Annotated in this window: 17 protein-coding genes; 10 read left to right on the top strand and 7 right to left on the bottom strand. The window is 45.2% G+C overall.

The window, feature by feature from the left end; all coding sequences use genetic code 11:
• Positions 1-326: 326 nt before the first annotated feature.
• Both B2P60_RS05070 and purU read left to right on the top strand, forming a co-directional pair.
• Positions 327-6029, top strand: a complete 5703-nt coding sequence (locus B2P60_RS05070; protein ID WP_286739822.1) for a hypothetical protein — start codon at positions 327-329, stop codon at positions 6027-6029.
• Between the two features lie 209 nt (positions 6030-6238).
• Positions 6239-7159 carry a formyltetrahydrofolate deformylase gene (purU, locus tag B2P60_RS05065; protein ID WP_198333906.1) on the top strand — a complete coding sequence of 307 codons (921 nt, stop codon included), beginning with the start codon at positions 6239-6241 and terminating at the stop codon, positions 7157-7159.
• A gap of 82 nt (positions 7160-7241) precedes the next feature.
• Here purU and B2P60_RS05060 read toward each other — a convergent pair whose 3' ends face one another.
• Positions 7242-8033 carry a cytochrome C assembly family protein gene (locus B2P60_RS05060; protein ID WP_193004746.1) on the bottom strand — a complete coding sequence of 264 codons (792 nt, stop codon included), beginning with the start codon at positions 8031-8033 and terminating at the stop codon, positions 7242-7244.
• Positions 8034-8428: 395 nt separating this feature from the next.
• Between B2P60_RS05060 and ffh the strand changes: the two genes are divergently transcribed.
• The 7 genes from ffh to B2P60_RS05025 all read left to right on the top strand — a co-directional run bounded on the left by ffh (position 8429) and on the right by B2P60_RS05025 (position 14717).
• Entirely contained in the window at positions 8429-9973 is a 1545-nt protein-coding gene (gene ffh / locus B2P60_RS05055; RefSeq protein WP_193004745.1) for a signal recognition particle protein, read from the top strand.
• Positions 9974-10193: 220 nt separating this feature from the next.
• Entirely contained in the window at positions 10194-10895 is a 702-nt protein-coding gene (gene tsaB / locus B2P60_RS05050) for a tRNA (adenosine(37)-N6)-threonylcarbamoyltransferase complex dimerization subunit type 1 TsaB (protein WP_286739835.1), read from the top strand.
• A gap of 80 nt (positions 10896-10975) precedes the next feature.
• Positions 10976-11818, top strand: a complete 843-nt coding sequence (locus B2P60_RS05045; protein WP_198333907.1) for an undecaprenyl-diphosphate phosphatase — start codon at positions 10976-10978, stop codon at positions 11816-11818.
• Between the two features lie 63 nt (positions 11819-11881).
• Positions 11882-12781, top strand: coding sequence for a class I SAM-dependent methyltransferase (locus B2P60_RS05040; protein WP_286739821.1), 900 nt, complete (start codon positions 11882-11884; stop codon positions 12779-12781).
• A gap of 98 nt (positions 12782-12879) precedes the next feature.
• Positions 12880-13119 (top strand): hypothetical protein, encoded by a 240-nt coding sequence (locus B2P60_RS05035; RefSeq protein ID WP_193004742.1) that lies wholly within the window; start codon positions 12880-12882, stop codon positions 13117-13119.
• A gap of 13 nt (positions 13120-13132) precedes the next feature.
• The gene (gene ubiA / locus B2P60_RS05030) at positions 13133-14071 is read left to right on the top strand and encodes a 4-hydroxybenzoate octaprenyltransferase (protein ID WP_414706627.1); all 939 of its coding nucleotides are present in this window, start codon (positions 13133-13135) and stop codon (positions 14069-14071) included.
• Between the two features lie 43 nt (positions 14072-14114).
• Positions 14115-14717, top strand: a complete 603-nt coding sequence (locus B2P60_RS05025) for a DUF4112 domain-containing protein (RefSeq protein ID WP_286739834.1) — start codon at positions 14115-14117, stop codon at positions 14715-14717.
• 258 nt (positions 14718-14975) lie between these two features.
• Here the strand turns inward: B2P60_RS05025 and B2P60_RS05020 are convergent, their stop codons facing one another.
• From B2P60_RS05020 to B2P60_RS04995, 6 genes are all read right to left on the bottom strand, one after another.
• Positions 14976-15608, bottom strand: coding sequence for a hypothetical protein (locus B2P60_RS05020; protein WP_286739818.1), 633 nt, complete (start codon positions 15606-15608; stop codon positions 14976-14978).
• A gap of 80 nt (positions 15609-15688) precedes the next feature.
• Entirely contained in the window at positions 15689-16126 is a 438-nt protein-coding gene (locus B2P60_RS05015; protein ID WP_286739817.1) for a secondary thiamine-phosphate synthase enzyme YjbQ, read from the bottom strand.
• 97 nt (positions 16127-16223) lie between these two features.
• On the bottom strand, positions 16224-18266 hold the full coding sequence (gene mnmD / locus B2P60_RS05010) for a tRNA (5-methylaminomethyl-2-thiouridine)(34)-methyltransferase MnmD (protein WP_286739816.1): 2043 nt from the start codon (positions 18264-18266) through the stop codon (positions 16224-16226).
• A 112-nt stretch (positions 18267-18378) separates the two neighbouring features.
• Positions 18379-18819: a hypothetical protein gene (locus B2P60_RS05005; RefSeq protein WP_230710925.1), complete on the bottom strand. Its 441-nt coding sequence runs from the start codon at positions 18817-18819 to the stop codon at positions 18379-18381.
• Entirely contained in the window at positions 18816-19169 is a 354-nt protein-coding gene (locus B2P60_RS05000; protein WP_230710926.1) for a YciI family protein, read from the bottom strand. Before B2P60_RS05000 ends, B2P60_RS05005 begins: the two co-directional genes overlap by 4 nt.
• A 139-nt stretch (positions 19170-19308) precedes the next feature.
• Complete coding sequence (locus B2P60_RS04995; protein WP_193004734.1) at positions 19309-19860, bottom strand: inner membrane-spanning protein YciB; 552 nt, start codon at positions 19858-19860, stop codon at positions 19309-19311.
• 190 nt (positions 19861-20050) lie between these two features.
• Between B2P60_RS04995 and B2P60_RS04990 the strand changes: the two genes are divergently transcribed.
• Positions 20051-20932, top strand: a complete 882-nt coding sequence (locus B2P60_RS04990) for a PHP domain-containing protein (RefSeq protein WP_198333914.1) — start codon at positions 20051-20053, stop codon at positions 20930-20932.
• Positions 20933-21214: the final 282 nt, after the last annotated feature.

Here is a 21214-nt window from a genome sequence, read left to right as displayed (position 1 = left end):
GACCAATTCAGAAAATTTTAAAGCCGACATTTATACCATAAAACAGATGAATACTCAAATATTTTTATGATTATTGTTGGTCTAAAGGGTAGCTATTATACCCTGAAATGCACATCCTATGTTGTTGATTATTTAAAAGTAAAGATTAATTTTTAGTTGTAACTTTTGACAAAAGTCAGTAAAGTTGCTGTTATATATTTAATACAATCGGTTAATAAAACCAGCCTAACTGTAAAACTATGTATCATTACCAATCTGTTAGGATTTTGTGTAATGATTTTTGCTTATCTGCTCGTATCAATTACTGCCCACGCGGAGTCTAAAACATGTCATATCCCTCACTACCGTTTACTTCTAAGTTATTTCGGCTCACTTCTTTGACTTGTGCTTTAGCCTTGGCAGGCTGCGGTGGTGGCGGTGATGGTGATACCGTAGATTCTATTAAGCCTGCCCCTGGTGGGAATGGTGGACAGACTGGGACAGGTAATGGTAATAACGGTGGCGGTGAACAAGTGCCAGATGTTGAGCCTGATTTCTTTTTACAAAAACTAACGCCTGCACCATCTATTGTTGAGTTATCAGATGAAGAAACCTTATTTACCGTTACGGTTAAAGCGGTTGAGAAAAAATCTGGTGGGGCTATGGTGGGCAAGGCAGTTAGTTTAAACGTAAAAAACTCTGAAGCCAATGGGATTACAATTGAGGGTACAAGTGTACAAACTACCGACAGCGACGGTAATGCTGTATATAATCTTAAGTTAAACCCACAAGCTGTTGCTGATAAAGATGAACTGATAAAAAATGGTTTTACTCTAGTGGCTACTGCTAACAAAGCAGATGGCACAGCTGTGGCGCCGCAAGAGTTGAAAGTTTCAGTAAATAAAAAAGGTAGTGGTGATGGAACACAAGTAACTGAAAGCAAGCTTAATATCAGCTCGGTATTAAGTACCACTTCAGTCTCTAACAATGCATTAAACCCTTATGGCGATAATGCTCAGTTAACTGTAATCGCTAAAAACAGTAATGGCGCTCGTGTTCAAGATGTAAAAGTTGGACTAGGTATTGATAATATTAAAGGTATCTCTATCGTAGGGGGGAGTAGCGCAGTCACAAATGCTGATGGTATTGCCACTTTTAATATCAAAATAGATGAAAATCTATCAAAAGCTGAGCGCGATGTCCTGTTAAAAGATGAAGGTGTTACGTATGCTGTTAGTATTCAAGAGAAAAATGGTGCTACCAAGCAACAAACAGGCAGATTATCTGTAGCGATACCAATCTCTGATTATGGTTTAAGTGTTGTAGCGAATAGCTCAAAGCCGCTTAGCGCTTATGGCGATACACAACAACTGACTATCACTGCTAGTCCCAAAAATAGTAACGTACCAACTGATATCCAAGGTGCTAAAGTCGTTGTTAAGCTCAACGATGCGCCTAATGGTGTGAGTTTAGAAAGCAATCAGCTAATTTTGGATGATAAAGGTAAGGTAACTGTGGGTTTGGTAATAGCGCCTAAGCTCGAAGACTCTGTACGTCAAGAGTTGGCTAAAGACGGTATTAGTTACACAGTAACATTATCAGAGCCTAATCGTTCAGTCACTGCCAAAACCTTTAAAAGCTTGGTTGAGATCCCAGAAGCAACAAATGTGGTCAGTTTTGAGGGAAGTGACAAAAAACAATTATCAAGCTCGGGCGGTAGCGCTATTGTAAGCTTTAGAGTCAACGACAAAAATGGTGGCGCAGTAGCTGGGCAATTGGTTTCTGCCAGTCTACCCATGACCTTAACAAACCAAGGCTTATTAACTATTGATGGTAGTGCGGAGCAAGTTACCAATGACAAAGGTATTGTAAGCTACACAGTACGTGTACCTGCAGGACTCACTGAAGCACAAAAAGCAGCATTAGAAAAAGCGAGCAACTTTATACTAAGTGTGAATGCTGTTGAAGCTTCTGGTGCTAGTAGTACAGCAATTAGCGAGCGTATTTTGATTGGTTCAGATATTGGTCAAAGTGACATCACATTAACTGCCAAAAGCATTCCTACTACTGTAAATATTTTAGAAGAGCAATTTAAGCTACAGATTGCAGCCAAACGTAAAAATGGTAGTGCAGCAGCTGGCAGAACAGTAAAACTGGTTCTTAATGAGGGTGCGAACACTGGTATTACCATTCAAGGTAATGAGCAAACTACTAATGGTAGTGGTGTAGCAGAGTTCACTATTGGTGTTAGTCAAAGCTTAAGCCAACCACAACGTGATCAATTGATTAAGTCAGGCATCGCATATACGGCAATCTTGACCGATGAAGATGGCACACAATCTAAAATTATCCAAACAGTGAATGTTGAACAACCAATCAGTAGTATTCAGTTCGCTTCTATTGCTAATCCTTCTATCAGCGAACTCGGTGGTAGTGGTAATATCAGTGTTAGATTATCCTCTAGCAGTAACTCAGCTCAACCGATTGCCAATCAGAGTGTTGCTATCATATTGGGTGCTAAGGCACAGAATTATGGTGTTACGGTCAATCAGTCGGCGATGACTGACTTCAATGGTGACGCCTTATTTGCGGTTAATATACCAAGTGGTCTAACAGCTGAGCAGCGTGCTGACCTTAAAAACACGGGTATCAATTATCAGCTGTCTTATGTCGAAAAAGGTATTACTTACAAATCTGAAATACAGAAAGTAAATATTACGACGCCAGTAGTGATGCTCAATATTTTGAACGCAACCAATAATATTGATAATCAAGCTGGCTATGTCCTTAATAATGTGGGAAGTACGGCCAGCATCCAAGCACAGTTAAATAATCAGTCATCTGGTGAGCAAGTCGGCAGTCAACCAGTCACATTAACCTTTGAAAATAAGACTTTGGCAAGTTTGTTGACAGTAAATGGTCAGATTGGCTCATCAACTATCATTAAAAACACAGATGCTAATGGCTTGGTGAATTTTGACGTTGTGGTGCCAAGTAATTTGAGTGATGAGCAAAAAGAAGCGCTCAGCAAACAAGTATTAACAGCGACTTTGACAGAGACACTAACTGGCAAACAGCAGCAGGTCAAAATTAAGGTCCAATCTATGACAGCGGCTATCTCTTTGAAAGCTAGCTCAACCAAGGCTTTAAATCTAAATGGCGGCGAAACACAGATTGAAGTAGTGGCAGCAGATAACAAAGGTAACGTTGTCACTGGACAAAAAATATTTCTTGCACTACCGGCTTCTATCGCCAGCCAAGGTGTCACTTTGGTATCAGGCGGTAGTCAAACAACTGATAATTCAGGTAAAGCTGTATTTACTCTAGCGGTACCAAACAATTTAACCGATGAGCAAAAAACAACTATTGGTAATAGCTTTATTATTGGGTTATCAGCCGCTGATAGCAACGGTAATATTGTCACCCAAGCCAGTACGGTGAGCACAGTTATTCCTAATGGGACGACGGAGGCCATCACTATTGGCGCCAATAAGGTTGTAAATACCAAAGGCGATACCTTTAAGGTATTTGTGCGTTTAGAGAATACAGACGGTGCTATCGGCAATCGTGAAGTCACTTTGAGCGTTGATGATCCTATCAGAACGGGTGTCACTGTTTCTAATGGTACCGCTAATACCAACAGTGATGGCGTGGCTACTTTTAATCTGACCCTCGAAGATGGTGCTAACGTTAATCAGGCAATTCTAGAAGAGGGTATTCGACTCACGGCAAAAACAACTACGGCTGAAAATAATGAATTAACACAGGACTATATCGTCGCTGTAGATACCGCCACCATTGATAGCTATCAAATTATTGTCAGCTCTGATAAGCCTACCTTAACCACAGGAGGCGATCAGACCAATGCCATCATCCGTGTCACTGACAGTAAGGGTGGTATCTTAGCAGGCGTCCCTGTTCAGCTTGCTATTTCTAATCTTGCGGCAAGTGGGGCGGCACTCACCACACCAAGTATGGTAACCACTGATGCTATTGGTCAAATTGATGTCGGCGTACTTTTAGCCGCAGGCAGCATCAATGCGCGTCTAAATCACGCCATTGATATTGAGGCCAAAATCGTCACGCCAGAGTATGACGCTAATGGCGATGTCACGCTCACCACACGCGAGAGCAAAATATTAAGCTTATCAGCAGTTGGTACTAAAATTGATCTTGAGGCGACAAACACCAAGCTTCAAGATGATGAAGTCTTTACTATCACCACCGCACTAGTTGATGGTACAGGACAAGCAATTAGCAATGCAGAGGTACAATTGGTTGACGCTAATGATGACTTGATTGCATCGACGGCCAAAGTTATCACAAATGCTGACGGTCAAGCGATTTTTGAAATCAATGAGAATCAGCTCACCTTTGATAGCAATGGTAACTTACGTGTATTTGCGCGCGCTTTGGGTGAAAATAGTATCAATATTCAGCGCAGTCTAAATAGTATTGAGCTGGTTAAGGTCTCACAGGCAGGTATCAGCTTCATTGATATCAAAGACGTTTATGATGTTAATACGCCGCAGCTTATCAATGTACAGATCCGTACTGACTCTTTAAGTGAAGCAAATGATCTGTTGGGCAAAAATGTTGAGATACAGACCACTATCGGTACGTTTAACAATAACGATGTTATTACTACCAAAACGATAGCGCAAAATAATATCAATGGCAATATTATTACCATACCGGTCACTTTGACATCTCAGCTTGCTGGTATCACTGCACTACAAGCGACTGTACTTGGTGAGAGTCTGCAAAACGGTGAGCCGCGTTATCAAACCACAGTTGATACACGCTTCCGTGCCACCACGCCTGCTAAGATGCTGTTCCAAGCAGTAAAGTCTGTTATTACTCCTGGTGGTAGCACCGAAGTGGTAGCGACAGTCAAAGACAAAAACGATGTGCCAGTCGAAGGGCAAACGGTCGTTTTTAGTCGTGCGTCAGACTCGTCAGCAGGTCGTTTGTCTGCTGCAACAGCGGTAACGGATAGTAGAGGTGAGGCGCGCGTGGTTTATCAAGCCAATGCCAGCTCTCCTGTGGGCGGTGTCATTATCAACGCACGTTTATTAGAGGATAACGCAGGGATTGGTAGTAAAACCACCAATATTACTGTCTCAGAAGAAGCTGTATACACTACTCTAGCATTCGCTAATAAAATATCTTCTGACGATATTTACTACACCGTACGTGGCTCAATCTCTGTCATGGACGGCTCAGGGCGTGCTGTACCCAATCAAGAAGTCTCTGTTAAGTCTTATGCCACACAATATGCGCAAGGAAGGGTGTGTTTGTTAGACAGTACCGTGACGTATCAAGCGGCTGATACTGAAGAGAAGGATGAGAATGGTAATATTATTTCTATCACACCAGAGCCTAAGGTGTTCTCTGAAAAGTCACCTATTTATTTAGAATCTAATTGGATACCAACTGAGGATCTAAATTACAACTATACGTTAGATCAGGACGAAGATATTAACTTTAATAGCGACGGTAGCATTGGTAACGGTCAATTAGAGACTATTAACCCTGTGGCTATTATTGGTGGCACTTTATCAGATGATGGCTACTCATTTGTCACAGATGATGAAGGTCGAGCTGATTTTGAGATTCGCTATCCAATGCGCTACTCAAGCTGGGTAAAAGTACGTTTCGATGCATCAACTTTTGTAAATGGTAGCGAAAACACGCAAAGTATTAATTATCGTCTACCAGTTTTAGAGGGAGATGTATCAGTATCTGACTCAGACATAATGACTCCATGGATTGGCGGTATAAGTCCATTTGGTGATGCTGGCGCAACTTGTGTAAATAGCATGAATGTTTTCATTAATGAGCAAAAAGATACTACTAAAGTAATCTTATCGCCTTATGCACCATCACAATCAAACTATACTGTAGCTATTAATGGAGAGAGCTCAGGATCAGTAACGACAGGTTACGATAGCTTTATCGTAGATTTTAACGAGGCATTTGCGCTAGGTTCTAAAATCAAAATCAGTCGTAGTGGCGTCAATTTCTCTAAAACGCTTAAAGTTGAGTAGCCACTACCTCGCATTAACTTAAAGTGCATTATTCGGTAAAACCCCCAACCTTACGTTGGGGGTTTTTAGTTTGTCATCTCAAACAGCTAAATAACCAAAAACCACCAACTCGCTCAGCAAAATAGTACAAAAAAGATTAAAATAATCGGTTTACTACGCTGTCAGCTTTTTTTCAGCGATAAGTCATCATTTTTTATATTGGGCGTATTATGTCAGACAATACCAAAACGACTTCACTATCCAACACAGCCTCACAGAGCAAACAAGTCACCACTGCTATCGATACCGCAACGCTTTTGATCAAATGCAAAGATCAAGCCGGTATCGTACAAGCAGTATCTGAGTTTATCCATCGTTATGGCGCGAATATCATCACGCTAGATCAGTATTCGACCGCTCACGAAGGCGGTCAATACTTTATGCGTTTAGAATTTGCCTTAGCAGGACTAAGCGAGATTATTGATAATTTTGAAGTCAGCTTTAGCCATACGGTCGCCAAACGCCATAATATGGAATGGCGACTACATAACAATGCGGTCAAGACCAAGGTGGGTATTTTGGTGTCCAAGTTTGATCATGCGTTGTTAGATTTATTGTGGCGACACCAACGCGGCTTGCTTGATTGCGAAATTACTTGCGTGGTCAGTAACCATCCTGACTTACGTCAAGCCGTAAAAAACTTTGGCATCACCTTCCATCATGTTGCTGTGAGCAAAGACAATAAGGAACAGGCAGAAGAGCAGATTCATAAATTGATGGAAGGGAATGATTTGCTGGTATTGGCCCGCTACATGCAGATACTGTCGTCTGATTTTGTGAAGCGCTGGCCGATGCAGGTGATCAATATTCATCATTCGTTCTTGCCTGCATTTGTGGGGGCAGACCCTTATCGCCAAGCGTATGATAAGGGCGTCAAGCTGATCGGAGCGACCGCGCATTATGTCACAGCTGAGCTTGATCAGGGGCCAATCATTGAGCAAGATGTTCATCGGGTGACCCATCGCCAAGGTGTGGCGGAGTTACGGGCTATTGGCCGTGATATCGAGCGTAACGTGCTGGCGCGTGCCGTGAACTGGCATGTACAAAACCGTGTGATTGTCGCAGGTAATAAGACGGTGGTTTTTAACTAAGAAAAAAATCAGTAGTGCATAAAGTAGTAACATGGCGGTCGGTACTATTGCTACAGACCGTCATATTGTTATGACGCTATTCCTATATCAGCATCTCTAACACAAACTTGCTACCAACAAAACCAATGGCCAGCAAAATAAAGGCATAGATGGTCATGTTGGCGGCACGTTTGCCTCGCCACCCCGCACGCCAGCTACCAAATAAGAGCGCCCCAAACAGCAACCACGACAGCAGACTGAAAACGGTCTTGTGCACAATGTGTTGCGCCATCAAGTCTTCTACATAGACAAAACCAATGCCCAGCGCGATGCTAAGTAAGACAAATCCGACCAAAAGCATATCGAAGAGCAAGCTCTCCATACTTTGCAATGACGGCAGTTTATTGACCCAAAAGCGGTGAACGGTATGATGTTTAAGCTCACGGATTTGTAGACGTAAAAACAGCGCTTGTACCGCCGCCATCAGCAGTACACAATAGGCGGCAAGAGAGAGCAAAATATGAGCCTCAAGCCCAATACTGATATCAGCAATGGGTTGATAAGGAGCGCGGCCAATACAGCCGACTATCATACCTAGTAGGGCAGTGGGCGCGGCTAAGATGCCAAGGCTCACCACGGGGCGGTACAAACAAAACAAGACGTAAAAGAACAAGAAAAATAAACTGATTAAGCTAATCACATTAAATAAGTTGAAATTTAGACCATAAAGGGTCACAACGTATGGATACAGCAGCGCCGCATGTGCGACCATACCGCCCATCAATACGCCTAAACTGATGCCTTTATGAATCGGCTTATCTAGAAACAGCGCCCAACCAATGTAAACGCTGACTAAGATATAAGCTAGGCTAGCAAGTAAGAATGCAAGGTGCACAGATATAAAGCCTCATCTTATATTGAGCCCATAATGCCCGCTCAATGCAATGCGAAAGTGATATTATCGGAATGATTAGAATAATTGACCAATTTATCATAAAATGGTGACCAATTGAGCACCATCTTGCGTATTCCTTACAAATGCTTGGCTAAGTCAGCGTGAACCAAATACGCCATGAACAAGTGATAAGCAGAACCCCCAAGCCTTTTGCAAAACGAGTATCATTTTTGCAGGCTCTTAATGCTATAGTATTGATAGTAGACTGTTTTTTATCATACTTTTATAAAAAATCGGCCTAATATTTGAAAACGTATTCATGTGGTTTGTCAGCCATTTTAATGGTGCTACTGAAAATTATTTTAACTAAGAATTATTTTAACTGAGAGTTATTTATGTTTGATACCTTAACAGAACGCTTATCGTCAAGCCTGCGTAACATCGTGGGTACTGGGCAACTGACTGAAGACAATATCAAAGACACTTTACGTGAAGTGCGTATGGCGCTGTTAGAAGCGGATGTGGCGCTCCCTGTCACGCGTGACTTTGTGAAGCGTGTGAAAGAGCAAGCGCTTGGCGCTGAAGTGCTTAAAGAGCTCGCGCCCGGACAAGCGTTTGTCAAAATCGTTCATGACGAGCTGACCGAAATGATGGGCAGTGCCAACCAACAGCTTGAGATGACAGGCAAGCCGCCGGTTGTCTACTTGCTGGCAGGTTTGCAAGGGGCGGGTAAAACCACCACGGCTGGTAAATTGGCCAAATTTTTACAAGAGCGCCATAAGAAAAAAGTCATGTTGGTATCCGCCGACGTCTACCGCCCAGCGGCCATCAAACAGCTTGAGCAAGTAGCAGGTCAAGTGAATGCCAAGTTTGTAAATTCAAGCACTGAAGAAAATCCGATTGATATCGCAAGACGCGCTATCGAAGAAGCCAAAATTCAGTATCAAGATATTTTGATTATCGATACCGCTGGTCGTCTACATATCGACGACACCATGATGGACGAGATCAAGGCGCTGACTGCCGCAGTCAATCCATCAGAGACGCTATTTGTCGTTGATGCCATGACCGGTCAAGATGCGGCCAATACCGCCAAAGCCTTTAATGATGCGCTGCCACTGACGGGTGTTATCTTAACCAAGACAGACGGTGATGCTCGCGGCGGTGCCGCGCTTTCTGTACGTGCGATTACTGGTAAGCCGATTAAGTTTTTAGGCCGCGGCGAAAAATTAGATGCGTTAGAGCTTTTCCATCCCGAACGTATCGCTCAGCGTATCCTTGGTATGGGTGATGTGCTAAGTTTGGTTGAAGAGGTTGAGCAAAAAATTGACCGCGATAAAGCCGAAAAAATGGCGAAAAAGATGCAAAAGGGCGGCGACTTCGACCTTGAGGATCTATTGACCCAGTTCCAGCAAATGAAAAGCATGGGCGGTATGGCAGGTTTCTTAGATAAGATGCCAGGTATGGGCGGCTCTGACATGCAAAAAGCGGTCGAAGATGCCAAACCAGAAGAAAAAGTACGGGAGATGGAAGCATTAATTAACTCAATGACACCATTTGAGCGCAAAAATCCTGATAAGATCAATCCCAGCCGTAAGCGCCGTATTGCTGCTGGTTCTGGGCGCGAGATTCAAGACGTCAACCGTTTGCTCAAGCAGCACAAGCAAATGGCAAAAATGATGAAAATGATCTCAAAACCCGAAGGCATCAGTAAAATGATGAAGTCTATGCAGGGGTTGATGGGTGGTGGCGCCTCTGGCGGCGGTGGGCCTTTATTTGGCGGCGGTGCTCAACAAGGCGGTGCCAAAGATGTGAATCCAGAGCAGATGGCAAAGCAAATGGGACTTGATCCTAACAATATGCCGAGCACTGAAGAGATGCAAAAGCAAATGCAAGAGATGCAAAAGCAAGCGCCAAAGAAGTTTAAAACACGTTTTTAGGTAGTCGCTGACTTTATCAGCAGTCACTACGCAGTAAAAACCTCAAAGCTGACACAGTTTGAGGTTTTTATACGTTGGCTCTATTTAAATAAATTCTTATGGATAAAGTAAGAAAAACGTAGAAAGTCACAAAAATAGCCTGTTCCAAGTGCTATGATAGGCGCTGATTTATGAAGCCAGTGCTTTTTTATAATGCTAAGTAGTGTAAGCCGAGGTGATGATGTTTTTAGCAATGGATACCGTGTTTGATCAGTGCTCGGTGGCGATTTTAGATTCGAACGGTCAAGTGCTGTCGAGTCATACCGAGACAGGTAAGCGCCAGCAGACGCAGCAAATCCTCCCTATGATTGATGCGGCGTTGTCTGAAGCCCAGTTGCGCCTTGCTGATGTACAAGCTTTGATATTTAACCGAGGTCCTGGTGCCTTTAGCGGTATCAGAATCAATACAGCAGTAGTGCAAGCGTTGTCTGTGGCGCATGATCTTCCTTGCGTTGGTGTCTCAAGCTTGCAGGCGATAGCGCAGAGCGCGTATCACCAGTATGGTCTGACTGAAGTATATAGCGCCCTTGATGCTCGTATGCAGCAAGTTTATTTTGGTCAATATGCCACAACAGATAACCATCAAGCAGACCGTACCGTCATGCAGCCTGTGTTGAATAGTGACAGCGACAGTACTGAGCAGTTATTAGACTATGACAGCCAAACCGCGCTTAATATTCCTATCGTGGGTAATGGCTCATTACTGTTAAAAGGACAGGATGGGCAAGTATCCCATGAAGATGTCAGGCCAGATGCGGTGGTGATTGGGCAATTAGGTATCGCCCAATTTATCACCTCTGGCGGTACCGATGCTGTAAATGCGTTACCAAAATATTTGCGCAATCAGGCATGGAAAACACTCAAAGAGCAAGGTAAAGCATAGTGATGGCCAGTGCTGTCTCGGTATACTAAAAATTAAAACCGTATTACGCAACCAGTAGGTCTGTGTCTAGGAAAGCCATTGTGGATATCATTTTATTAATTCAAGCTGTCATCATGGGTATCGTTGAAGGTATCACTGAGTTTCTACCCATATCCAGTACCGGTTATATGATTCTATCAGCAGATTTGATGGGATTTTGGACCAAAGAGAAAGTTGATTTATTTGTCGTGGTGGTACAGCTTGGCGCTATATTGGCGGTGATTTATGACTACTGGGGCAGATTGTGGCAAGCGTTAATGGGGTTGCTGACTGGTAAAGCAGAAGGCATGACCAACCCAAGGCAACTTGGGCTTAGCTTGATTGTGGCGACTATTCCGGTCATGGTCGTGGGCTTTACCTTTGCAGACGAAATCAAAGCGTATTTGTTTAATCCTATCGTCGTTGCGATTATGCTAATCATTGGTGGTTTGCTGATATTTTATGTCGAGAGTCGGCCTAAGACCATCATTGCGCAAGAAGCAGAAGATGTTGGGTTAAAAACGGCGTTGATGATTGGTCTACTTCAGTGCCTTGCCTTGATACCAGGCACCTCACGCTCAGGAGCCACTATTATTGGGGCGCTATGGCTTGGCGTCTCGCGTAAGGCATCAGCTGAGTTCTCCTTCTTTTTGGGAATTCCGGTGATTGTGGGTGCAGCACTATTGGACTTGATCAGCCATGGCGATGTATTGACCAACAGTGAAGATTGGCTGGTGCTGGGAGTCGGCACGGTAGTGTCTTTTATCGTGGCGTTATTGTGTATCCGTCTGTTAGTGGCGTGGGTGAGTCGTCGTGACTTTACTATTTTTGCTTGGTTGCGCATTATTACTGGCATCATCGTATTGGTTGCTGCTTGGGGCTTTGGATATCAGATGGCAGGCTAAATGTTTATGGTGGGTTGATGGCGCGTTCGATAATAGAGGTAAGTGGTAAAAAGGATGATGGTTATGACGGCTTTGCCCCAAACGTGCAATAAGACGAGTGCGCTTATACATTGCCAACTGCTTTATGTTGATGACAATCAGCACGCACAGATTGAGAGCCTACAAGCATTGATCACTGAGCACAAACTGCCACTTGCTTTACACACTGAGCGTTACACAGATAAATTAACGCAAAAACAGCGCCAACATCTTAGTCAGACCGCAACGCACCCTATATTGTTGTTGGATAAAAAAAACACGCTGTCATGGCTAAGTGGTGGACTGAGCGTCTCACCTGAATGGGATAAACTACAACGCCGGGTGGTGAGCGCGGGGCGTAAATCCGAGTTATTGCTACAAGCGGCGAAAATCACATCGGACAGCCGCGTTATAGATGCGACTGCTGGTTTTGGCCATGACAGTTTGATACTAGCCAGTACGGGTGCTCAGATAGTCATGCTTGAGCAGCAGCCCTTGATGGCGTTGCTATTGCTCGCAGAGCAGCAGCGTATGAACGCATTGGCAAATTGGCAAAAGCTCATGGCGCGTTTACAGGTTATTAACACCGATGCTCTCGCTTATTTTGCAAGGGTGAACAACGCCTCTGTCTCTGACAATCACAAGGCAGTTGACGCGGTGTATCTAGACCCGATGTTTCCAGAAGACAGCTATCAAGATAGCAAAACGGGTAAAGGCGCTAAAGTGGGTAAGCACATGCAAGCGCTGCATCAACTGGCACAACCTCCCACAGCAGACGAAGAGCTGCAATTGCTGCAAAGCGCGCTCGCAGTGGTAAGTCAAAATGGGCAAACATCTGGCCGAGTCATCGTAAAGCGCCCGCAATTTGCGCCGCTACTTGCTAATCAACCAGTCAGTGAAAGCTGGCATAATGAAGCAGTGCGTTTTGATGGTTATTTTGTCTAGCGGTTATTTTGTCTAATGGTTATGGCGATGAACGATGACGCATCATGCTTAAATAATATGGTTAAAAAGCTTACCGTTAATGGATGTAGGAGCAAGGAATGTCAACGCTAATCATTTGGATCATGGGCGCCATTTTATTACTAATAAACATCATGTTACGTACTCGAATTCTGCGGCTGGAAGCACGTCTAAAAGCATTGAGCAATCCACAAGAGCAGTTGGCATTTTTGCGTCAGCAAGCATCAAAAAAAGAGAAGGTTGCCGCTATCAAAGCATTACGAAAACAGTATCCTGAGATATCGCTGATTGAAGCAAATCGGTTATGGCAGCAAATATAGAGACCCGCACACAATGATACAAACTCGATCCCCCCTGATGTCTAAAGAAAAAATCTATGCCTACCTACAGCTGACGCGCTTCGACAAGCCAGTAGGTATTGAGCTGCTCTTATGGCCAACGTTATGGGGGGTGCTGCTAGCAGCAATGGGTCAGGCCCAGCAGCAAGGAGTGACGGCAGGCCTACCCAGTCTTAAGATATTTGTGATATTTGCGCTAGGCGCGACTTTTATGCGGGCGGCAGGGTGTGCGATTAATGATTTTGCCGATCGTAAAGTAGACGGTCATGTGACTCGTACCAAAGGTCGACCGTTAGCCGATGGCCGTTTGTCTGCTCAAGAAGCCATCGCGGCTTTTTTAGTATTGGTAGTACTGAGTGCCAGCCTGCTATTACTATTACCTGTTGCCGTGTTTTATTGGTCACTTGCGGCCGTCATACTGGCGTTTATTTATCCCTTTATGAAACGCTACACGCATTTGCCACAAGTGTTCTTAGCGGCGGCGTTTGGATGGGCGATACCGATGGCGTATGTGGCGGTGCAAGGCGCCCCTGATGTTTGGTGTTGGCTGTTATTTCTCGCGTATATGTGCTGGACAGTGGCCTATGACACCCAGTACGCTATGGCTGACCGCGAGGATGATTTAAAAATTGGGGTTAAATCAACGGCGATATTGTTTGGTCGCTATGATGTGGTCATTATTTCTGTACTACAGACCTTATTTTTACTAATGATGGGGGCGGTACTGTGGCACTATTTTGCGCCCACCAGCTTGGGCATTACGCCCATATTTGGTTTGGCGTTAGTGGCCATGATGTTTGCCAAACAAAACAGCGCTTGTGCCAGTCGTCAGCCTTTGGCCTGTTTTCAGGCATTTCTAGCCAATATCTGGGTAGGGCGCTATGTCTTTGCGCTCATAGCAGTCGCTTGTATATGGACACGCTTTAATGGATAGATTTTCAAAACTAAAAAAGTCCGCTAACCCTCATCCCTCGGTCATGGATTATCAGGCAAAGCTCGCTGAGCATGGGTTAACACGTGAGCAAGTCATTGCCATCGAACGTAAACTGGCAAAGTTTGCCAATACGATGGATTCTCTCGTGCGCATTCCTTTTACCAAGCAAGGGATGGGTGCCGATGCGGCGCTTTCAACCATTCCGCTGGCAGGAGATCTAGCGGGGCTGGTGTTAACCGGTTATGCCTTTATATTGGGTCGTCAACTGGGGGTGCCCACGCACAAAATGACGCCTGCCGTTAGACTGGCGCTGATTGACATGGTTGTTGGTATCGTGCCTGGGATTGGTACGTTGCTGGACATTTTTATTCGTCCCAGCCGTAAGACCTTGGGCATCGTGCACGAGTATCTTCAAGTTGAGTATGGCATCACTGAAACCATGCATATGGATCGACCATTTTTGCATGAGTCGCTAGAAAGTAAGCAGCAGCAAAGTCGTTTTTGGCGCAACCCAATCATTGCTTGGTTATACTTGCATATTCCTGATATGCTGGGATTGATCGTTATTGTGTTCGTTGCTTGGGGATTGTGGGCCGTTATCAGTTGGCTTGTCAGCCTGTTTGGGCAAACAACGGGATTTGGTTAAGTAAAAATCGTCTACCAGTAAGCATAGTCAGTTGAAAATAAAATCGATACGTTAATATCATCGTGCGAATGGGATAAATTTTTCTTGCTTGCTGTTCGCAGACGTGACAGAGGCTGCAAAAAATTCATCCCATTCACTCTGTATCGGTTTTCAATAGAATCGACTATAAGATGACAATAAAAAGGCGACAACGATAGTTATGGTTGCCGCCTTTTTTTGGTCTAAAATATGGTGGTCATAGAAACGTACGCGCAGTGACTACTCAGTGATGACTTCTGCTTCAGCACTAACGGCATCAAAGCTGGTGACGTTGTTGTTTTGAATAAAATCGATGGTGCCACCACCTGCATGACTGACCAGCTGCATACTCCCATCACTTGAGCGATAAGTAGGGTTGTTACCTTGGCCTTCGGGTGCGCTTAGCGTTATTTTGGGTTTATTGGGTAGCGTCACAATGGCATTAAGCAGGCCCGCTGCTGACGTCTCGAAGACAACGGACAAAGACTCTCCTGCGGCGCTTTTATAGCGCACATCAGTGATTTGTGCGCCTTTGATGGCTTGGTCAGGATTGGGCGCAGCACTAGTATTACTTGATGTTGGCTTATTAGCCTCAAGGTTGTCTTCTAGTTGAGTTCGGTTGATATCGCGCTCAGCATCTGGTACGGACTGAGCTGAGTTGTCCGTTGTATTTTCACCATTCCCATGACTCTCAGGCACATTGATATTGGTCGTCACTGGCGTTGTCTGCGTGCTTGTTTCAGCGGGCGTCTCATTGGCCGTTTCAGGTTCTGGCGACTCTTGGCAGGCCGTTAGCAGTAACAAGCTTAAGAGAGCCGCAAGGAGTGGTGGATAAGCGGACTTAGAGGCTAGGGGGTTGGTGTGACTCTTCATGTTAAGGTTTTCGTCCGTTAAGCGCGCTTTACGCGTTGTGTTAGCAGCACAGTACTGTGTCTACAGATGCTTCATCGACCCTAAGTGCTAACCGTGATCACCAGCTTGCGCTCGCCACCATATTTTTTCATATGGTCTCTGTGTTCACACAAATAAATACCTTGCCACCTTCCTAATCCTAACCTACCGTTAATCAGTGGCACGGTTAAACTGACCCCAAGCATCATGCTTTTAAAATGGGCTGGCAAGTCATCCGAGCCTTCTAGTGTGTGGCGATACTCCGGCTGATTGGCGGGTGCGATTTTATTGAGCCACTCTTCGGTGTCGAGTCTGACATCTGGATCGGCATTTTCATTGATCGTCAGACTGGCTGATGTGTGCTGCAAAAACAGATGTACCAACCCTACTTTAGAAAAAGGGGGTATCAACTCATCGAGTGCCTCATCAATCATTGGGGTGATGATATGAATACCACGCGCATAGGCAGGGAGAGTAAGGGTGGTCTGATGATAGGGCATGTAGCTCTCGCGTTATTACAATCAATATCAATACTACAAGATCGCTGCAGTCGTTGAAAGCGGTGGCACAAATAATTCAAACGCTACTCAAATCCCTCTAATCGAGCGGGGTCTGCAAACGCGTACGATGGGGCGATAGACGTGCCAACATTGCCGTTGATAAGGGTGTAAACGTTCCCAACATCATGTCTGTCAGCGCCTCAGCGCATAGGGGCGCGATGGCATACCCTTTAGCACCCATCGCGCTCATGACCCAAGTCCGTTTGCTGTCGATTAGTGGGCCCACTATCGGATGATAATCGGGTGTTTGGGTACGAATACCTGCGCGCCCTTGCCACACGCTAACATCGGCTGGAATAATAGACGCCATCTCAGGAATGGCGGTCACCAATTTATCGCGGCTAATCTGATGCTCTTCACGGCGGATATTTGTATCGGTGTCATTGCGTATAAAGCTTGCGCCTAATAAAAACTGAGGCTGACATTCTTCAATATCGTTCAGCTGTCCGTCCCCCGTTTGCGCGGTAAACAGCGCACAGTAACCGCTATATTTCAGTGGTATTTTGGGTAATTTCGCGAGTTGCTCAATCGTGGGCGTAAACCAAGAAAGTTGACCACGAATTTTACGGCAATCAAAAATACGTTGGTCTAGCTGATGGCTCTCAAAAGCTGCGCAAATCACCACATTATCAGCCGTCATAGACCGTTCAGAATTGTCCGGATCACTCCCGTGAATACAGACATGGTGCTCTGACTCGCTAATACGATTGACCTTTAATGGCTGAAAGCAGATGAAAGGATGCGCCAGTATGGTGTCTTTTAACGCTTGTGGATTGACCAACCCAGACTGTGGTAAGTATAAGTTTTCTGATAAATCTTGCTTTTTTAAGCCAGTAATATTCTGTGCTCGTTCACTAGGTAGCGTGGTGGCCATGTCATCGGGATAATCAGCGATTTGCTCTGGGCCAATATTGGCTTTAATCAGCAGGTCAAGGGCGCCAGTTGGTTCAATTACGGGTGCCAATTTTTGCTGTTCAGCACTCTCATTGAACTGACGATATAGTCTGCTGCTATAAAGATAACCCATCGTATGCAGGTGTTCATCGACATGATGAATCGGTGTCATCTTAGGGGCGAGTAGGGCGCGAGGGTTGCCTGATGCGCCTGCCAACGGAGCAGACTTGTCTAACAAAGTGACGTGAATACCACGATTGGCGAGCGCCCAAGCCATGAGCAAACCTGAAACACCAGCGCCAATAACGACGCTATGAGTGGGCAGACGATCAGCGTTGTCGATAGAGCCTGAGTCGCGGGTACTATCCTCTAAGCTGGCAGCATCAGCCATGATTGCGGTTAGCATCTCACGCTTGCGCCCAAAGCCTTTGACCTTAGTAATTTGAAAGCCACATGCTTTTAACGCACGCTTAACCACACCGGCACAGCTATAGGTGGCCGCAGTCGTAGTGGGACGTGATAAGCGCTGTATTTGGGCAAAGATACTGTCAGCCCACAACGTACTATTACAAGAAGGGGCAAACCCGTCTAAAAACCAAGCATCAACATAGGGGGCAGGTTTAGTCGACTGATCTGATGCCAATTTGCTCAAGCTCTCAGCGGCATCGCCAAACCACATATCCACGGTTAGGTTATCAGCAAAGAAGTTCAAACGATGACAGCCTGCGATAAGGGGCGGGTAAGCTGCTAAAAGTGGCGCAATAAGCTCTGTAAGTTCAGGCGCGCGCTGCCCCCACAAAGCAAGTATCTGCGTTAATTCTACAAGTGGTATAGGGAATTTTTCAGTGGTGATAAAATGCAAGCGTGCGCTCGCTAACTGTGGATGCGTATCGCGCAGCTGACGCCAGAGTTGCCACGTTGCCAAAAGATTTAACCCAGTACCAAAACCCAATTCAGCAATCGTAAAGCATTGCTTCGGTCCAAGCGTTGCCAGTCGTTCTGGCAATTGGTTGTGTGCTAAAAACACATGACGTGATTCTGCTAGGCCGTCCGCGTGCGAGAAGTACACATCATCAAACTCACCTGATACCGGCACTCTATTGCCCGTGTCATCCATTTGCCAGTCAATATTGGCAGGAGTAATGATGTTTAATGGGTCACGATTTGGCTTTTGAGTGGTAGACATGGGGCGTTTCTTAGGAGCGTTGGTGACTTGGTTAAGGGAGCTTAGGCTTGATTAAATATCAGACTGGCAAATACAGCCCTTATATAGAATGCGTTCATAAAAACGAGCCATACTACCAACGTTCACGGCGTACAAACACCAGCCAAGAGATAAAGATACCGACCAACAAACTGATTAAGACAGTAAAGGCACCGTACAAAAACAACTGGCCTTTACTCTCATAGATCAGGATGTTTGCTTGGGTCTGTAAGTCGTTCACTTGGCGTTGAAGCTGGGCGTTACGGCTTAACAGCTCTTGATTGGCGTCAGACAGCGCCTTATTAGAGGGTTGTAACTGTGCTGCTAATAGTGTGTTGACCGTGTTTGGGGCAGCGGGCGTCGGCGTCGCGGTACCCTCTTGTTCTGCTACCGCAGGCGGCGTCGACGAGGGGGCGGCATTATCAGTCGTATTGGCGGTTGGCGCCGCGTACACTGATAGAGTCGCCAATAAGATCACGCTTGCGAAGCCGGTTTGACAGACACGACGGTTTAGTGAAAATAACCCCTGACTCACGATACGGATACCTTTTCTGACGGCTTGTTTTTGGGTAGGGTTTCAGGCTGATTACTAGGTGCTGGTAGCGCTTGAACAAAGGGTTTGACGTCCACATGACTGTAGACGCCATCACGCAAATAGGGTTCGGCGCTTGCCCAAGTCTGGGCGGCATCAAGGGAGTCAAAGTCAGCAATAATCACACTGCCTGACATCTCGTTTTTACCGTGTTCAATGGGGGTTGGTCCGGCAATGATTAATCGTTGCTCGCGTCCCAATGCTTGTAAACGCTCAACATGCTCAGCCCGTGTCACTTGACGTTGCGCACTGCTGCCGGCGACATCGTGACCGATAATGGCAAATAAGGACATGGTGCTTCCTCGATAAATAGGTAAGAATAAAACGCTATCATCCTTAACAACACGTGTAATCAATATTTATGATTAAATATTGTCGGTATTAGAATTTAGAAATAGCTGGCTGTTATAAGACAATATAAAGTAATACAAGTTATTTGACGGTTTTGTCAGTCAGTGCGGGGTTGAGATGCTTTTTTAACACAGCAAACTGGGCGACAACGAATACCAGCATAATTGGAATCCAGCCGTAGGTCTTAAAGTTAATCCATGCCTCATCTGACATCGTAAACGCTGTGATATAATGCAAAAAGCCCATAAAGGCAAAAAATAGGGCCCAAGCGACCGTGAGCTTTTTCCAGCCGCTTAACGTCAGAGTAAATACCTCTTTCATCGCAAGCTGCATCAGAGGCTTATTAATAGCGGCACTGATGAGTAGTGTCAAAGCAAATATACCATTGATAATTGGTGACTTCCAGCGCAGATAAATATCATCGCGCAAGAGTAATGTGCCCCCACAGAACAAGATGGTTAGGAGTAAGACAACCCACTGCTGCTTATCAAATTTGCCTTTTTGGCGGATAAAGTGAATCGCATAAACAACAAGGGTGGCAACGAGCAACGCGCCAGCTGCTGCTAAAATACCGTTATAACGAGCGGCAACAAAAAAAGCAATTAACGGAATGAAGTCTAATAAGGCTTTCATAGCAAATAGGATGTCCAACAAAAACGTATGGGGTAGTTTACACGTCTACTGCACCAAAAAAAAGCAGTCAACACTATAATCGTCTTATATACCATACCTTAGCCTTTTTCCACATATTTTGCCGCAGTACTACTCATTGTCGCCAGTACCTTTAACTTGACAACCCACTTAAAATCTTAAGGCCAGCTTTATGAAAATCGATTTACATTGTCATAGTACTTGCTCTGATGGCACCTATAGCCCAACGGAGGTGGTACAACGTGCCCATGCGGCCGGCGTCAATGTATTGGCGTTGACCGACCATGACACGCTGGCAGGAATTGATGAGGCGAGAGCTGTGGCTGCTGCCTGTGATATGCAGCTCATCAATGGCGTTGAAATCAGCTGTGAGCACACGCTAAGCGGTGGTTATGGCAAAAACAAATCCACCAATAAAATCATCCATGTGCTTGGGCTCGATTTTACGGATCGCGAAAAAATGCATGCAACCTTACAGCAGTTGCAAGACAGCCGGGCGTCCCGTGGGCAGCGAATTACCGAAAAGCTCAGTGAGTTATTAGACATCAACTATGACGAGCTATGGCAAGCCGTCCTTGATAAGGCAGGCGGCAATGCACAGGCAGTAGGGCGTGCTCATATTGGGCAAGTGCTGTTTGAGCGCGGTGAGGTAAAGACCGTCCAAAAGGCATTTGATAAGTATTTGGCTGATAATAAACCCGCTTATGTGGCCATAGAAGCGCTGACGATGCAGCACGGTATCGAGCTGATACATGCTTGCGGTGGTAAGGCTGTGCTTGCGCATCCAACGCGCTATCAGCTTTCAGCGACGAGAGTTCGTAAGCTTATTGAGGAGTTTGCACAACTTGGTGGCGATGCTTGTGAGCTGCCTGCCAACAGTGAGCCGGTGAGCACTCGAAGAATGGTCGATCGCAGTATCGCTGAGCACAATCTTGGCGCATCGATTGGCAGCGACTTTCATGGTAGTAATATGCCGTGGCGGCGTCTAGGTGACGTTCCTGTTTTGAACGCTGAGCAGCAAGGGGTCTGGCAGTCTTTTGCGCGACTGTCTTAGTGCCATCTATAAAAAATTGTCATTAAGCGTAAATAGCCAGCACGCAATCTCAACATTGGCACGGATTAAAAGAAGGCGTCATGTGTTGACGCATGAATCAATGAAGCGTATTGATAACTAAGACAAAAGTTGCCACACTAAATATATCAGCTTGCAAAGACAGGACAATTTTACCAATTCTCTGTTAAAAACACTCGGTTAAAATGACTAAACTGATTGTTTTTAACAAAGAGCCGTCTAAAAAAATGTCGCTGTCAGTGCTATGGTTGAACATTCAAGACC

The organism is Psychrobacter sp. UBA3068 (assembly GCF_002366815.1).
In the GTDB taxonomy this organism is placed as follows: domain Bacteria; phylum Pseudomonadota; class Gammaproteobacteria; order Pseudomonadales; family Moraxellaceae; genus Psychrobacter; species Psychrobacter namhaensis.
The sequence above is the reverse complement of the archived record's forward strand: the minus strand, read 5'-3'. Positions and strand labels throughout refer to the sequence as shown.

Coding starts and splice junctions, on each gene's coding strand:
- B2P60_RS05035 (WP_193004742.1), top strand. CDS start 12,880: ATGTCAACGCTAATCATTTGGATCATGGGCGCCATTTTATTACTAATA.
- B2P60_RS05015 (WP_286739817.1), bottom strand. CDS start 16,126: ATGCCCTATCATCAGACCACCCTTACTCTCCCTGCCTATGCGCGTGGT.
- B2P60_RS05025 (WP_286739834.1), top strand. CDS start 14,115: ATGGATTATCAGGCAAAGCTCGCTGAGCATGGGTTAACACGTGAGCAA.
- purU (WP_198333906.1), top strand. CDS start 6,239: ATGTCAGACAATACCAAAACGACTTCACTATCCAACACAGCCTCACAG.
- ubiA (WP_414706627.1), top strand. CDS start 13,133: ATGATACAAACTCGATCCCCCCTGATGTCTAAAGAAAAAATCTATGCC.
- B2P60_RS05070 (WP_286739822.1), top strand. CDS start 327: ATGTCATATCCCTCACTACCGTTTACTTCTAAGTTATTTCGGCTCACT.
- B2P60_RS04990 (WP_198333914.1), top strand. CDS start 20,051: ATGAAAATCGATTTACATTGTCATAGTACTTGCTCTGATGGCACCTAT.
- ffh (WP_193004745.1), top strand. CDS start 8,429: ATGTTTGATACCTTAACAGAACGCTTATCGTCAAGCCTGCGTAACATC.
- tsaB (WP_286739835.1), top strand. CDS start 10,194: ATGTTTTTAGCAATGGATACCGTGTTTGATCAGTGCTCGGTGGCGATT.
- B2P60_RS05040 (WP_286739821.1), top strand. CDS start 11,882: ATGACGGCTTTGCCCCAAACGTGCAATAAGACGAGTGCGCTTATACAT.
- B2P60_RS05000 (WP_230710926.1), bottom strand. CDS start 19,169: ATGTCCTTATTTGCCATTATCGGTCACGATGTCGCCGGCAGCAGTGCG.
- mnmD (WP_286739816.1), bottom strand. CDS start 18,266: ATGTCTACCACTCAAAAGCCAAATCGTGACCCATTAAACATCATTACT.
- B2P60_RS04995 (WP_193004734.1), bottom strand. CDS start 19,860: ATGAAAGCCTTATTAGACTTCATTCCGTTAATTGCTTTTTTTGTTGCC.
- B2P60_RS05020 (WP_286739818.1), bottom strand. CDS start 15,608: ATGAAGAGTCACACCAACCCCCTAGCCTCTAAGTCCGCTTATCCACCA.